Raw genomic sequence first — 2,558 nt, 5'->3', positions numbered from 1 at the left:
TGTTAGAACCCATTTAAATTGTCTATATTCTCACCAATAAAAATGTCTAGTTTATGATGGTTTTTATCATCATGGACTGGATATAAAATATAGATGCTGATCACTATGTCTGATAAAGAAATTCAACGTCTTGCAGTTCTGCAAGAGGTTCGAGATCATCGTATTACCCAAGTCCGTGCTGCTGAAATCCTGAATCTTTCCACTCGTCAAATTACCCGGTTATTGCAGAAGCTCCATCAAGACGGTGTTTCAGGTCTGGCGCATGCCAGTCGTGGTCACCCGGGTCATCATCGCCATGATGAGTTATTAAAATCAAAGTGCCTTTCCATTATTTCTGAACATCTGCTCGGATTTGGACCCACCTTGGCGCATGAGAAGCTCAGCAGCATGTTTGACCTGAATATCCCTGTAGAAACGCTTCGGCGCTGGATGACTGCAAATGAGCTCTGGATTCCGCGATCCAAACGTCTAAAACGCCCATATCAGCCACGCTATAACCGGGATTGCTTGGGTGAGCTGATTCAGATTGATGGCTCATATCATGACTGGTTTGAAGGCCGAGCCGCCAAATGCTGCTTGCTGGTTTATATCGATGATGCCACTGGAAAGCTGTTGCATCTGCGCTTTTGTGAAGCGGAAACGACCTTTGATTACATGCTTTCAACCCGAGCCTACATTGAGCAATATGGGAAGCCCTTGGCCTTTTATAGCGATAAACACTCGGTATTCCGAGTCAATCAGAAATCGAGCCAAGACAGCAAGATCACGCAATTTGGGCGGATTCTGAACGAGTTAAACATTGATATTATCTTCGCCAACTCACCACAGGCCAAAGGCCGCGTAGAACGAGCGAATAGAACCCTTCAGGACCGTTTGATCAAGGAGATGCGCCTAGAAGGCATCGGTTCGATTGCTGAAGCCAATGCATGGCTACCCTGCTTTATTGAGCATTTCAATCAGAGGTTCGCCAAATGTGCGAGAAACTCAAAGAATTTACATCGGCCCTTAACCGAATCTGATCTTGAACTGGATGATATTTTTACCTGGCAGGAACCGCGTAAGGTCACCAAGAATCTAACCCTGACCTATGACAAATGTATTTATATGCTTGAACCGACTGAATTAAACCAGAAATTAGTTGGGCAATACATTTCATTTCTGGAGTACCCGGATGGCACTGTGGCACTCATGCATCAAGGATAAAAACTCAACTACAGCATCTTCAATAAATTGGCTGGGCTACAGCAAAATGAAGTGGTTGAGAACAATGATTAAAATTTAATTTCATAATAGTTTAATTAATTTATCAACACCTTTCAATTCACCATTTGATTTCAGAGAAATTAAATATTAATTTTTTCTCAATATCATACTGAAATTTATAAGTTGTATTTTTAAAAACCACTAAGAAAAATAAAACACCATCAGTTTTGTAAATGTCAGAAAAATAATATAAATTATCTTTAAAAGTGCTCCATAATTCTTTTCTAAAATCAAAAACTACATTTCCATCAATATCGGCTTTGTTGCACAAACCTAGCATGGAAGGCTTATTCAGCAATATAATTTCAAAATGAATAAACCTGCAGCTAAAATCTACCATACAACCAATTGGTCATCCTATAATCGAGCCTTAATTAATCGAGGCAATATTTCCATTTGGTTTGATCCAAAGACTCAGTGGTATGCACAATCACAAGGCAAGCAAGGTCGAAATCAAACCTATTCCGATACAGCGATTCAATGCTGCTTAATGATCAAATCTCTATTTCGACTCTCTTTACGCATGGTTACAGGTTTTGTTCAAAGCCTGATTAAGCTTTGTGGATTAGATTGGACAGCTCCGGATTATTCCACCCTTTGTCGTAGACAGAAGCATATTGATATTGCGATTAGCTATCAAAAAAGTAGTAATGGGCTGCATCTACTTGTAGATTCTACTGGCTTGAAGTTTCTTGGTGAAGGTGAATGGAAATGCAAGAAACATGGGTCTGAATATCGTCGCCAATGGCGTAAGCTTCACATTGCTATAGATGCTAAAACCCTGCAAATACGTGCAGTACAACTCACCACAAATGATGTCAGTGATTCTCAAGTATTTGAAGATTTACTTGCTCAAATTCCCTTGGATGAACAAATTGATTCTGTTTATACAGATGGTGCTTATGACACAAAGCACTGCCGACAACTCATTTTAGATCGAGATGCATATGCGGTCATTCCACCGAGAAAGAATGCAAAACCTTGGAAAGATCAACAAGCGAGGTCTATAGAACGCAATGAGTTATTGAAAACAGTCAAACGGCTAGGAAGATCGCTTTGGAAAAAGTGGTCTGGTTATCATTGTCGAAGTTTGGTGGAAACCAAGATGCATTGCATCAAATTATTAGGCGATAAATTAACATCAAGAAGTTTCCCTAGTCAGGTGAATGAGATTCATGCACGCATAGCGGTCTTGAATAAATTCACAGAATTAGGTCGCCCTCATACCCAAGTTGTCTCTTAAATTTAACTCAATTAGGGTAGCTCTGCCTTTCAAACCTTTGTGCAACAAAGCC

The 2,558-nt window shown here is 40.1% G+C and carries 2 protein-coding genes and 1 pseudogene; 2 read left to right on the top strand and 1 reads right to left on the bottom strand.

Annotated elements, in window-relative coordinates:
- Positions 1-93: 93 nt before the first annotated feature.
- Positions 94-1,266: pseudogene (locus AC5YCE_RS15480) on the top strand (ISNCY family transposase); the annotation flags it as partial.
- A gap of 55 nt (positions 1,267-1,321) precedes the next feature.
- On the opposite strand, the gene AC5YCE_RS15475 reads toward AC5YCE_RS15480, so the two are convergent.
- Positions 1,322-1,561 (bottom strand): hypothetical protein, encoded by a 240-nt coding sequence (locus AC5YCE_RS15475; RefSeq protein WP_496172608.1) that lies wholly within the window; start codon positions 1,559-1,561, stop codon positions 1,322-1,324.
- 12 nt (positions 1,562-1,573) lie between these two features.
- Here AC5YCE_RS15475 and AC5YCE_RS15470 point away from each other — a divergent pair, with 12 nt between their 5' ends.
- Positions 1,574-2,506, top strand: a complete 933-nt coding sequence (locus AC5YCE_RS15470) for an IS5 family transposase (RefSeq protein ID WP_496171020.1) — start codon at positions 1,574-1,576, stop codon at positions 2,504-2,506.
- Positions 2,507-2,558: the final 52 nt, after the last annotated feature.

The organism is Acinetobacter sp. CY79 (genome assembly GCF_059515845.1).
The sequence above is the reverse complement of the archived record's forward strand: the minus strand, read 5'-3'. Positions and strand labels throughout refer to the sequence as shown.

Coding starts and splice junctions, on each gene's coding strand:
- AC5YCE_RS15470 (WP_496171020.1), top strand. CDS start 1,574: ATGAATAAACCTGCAGCTAAAATCTACCATACAACCAATTGGTCATCC.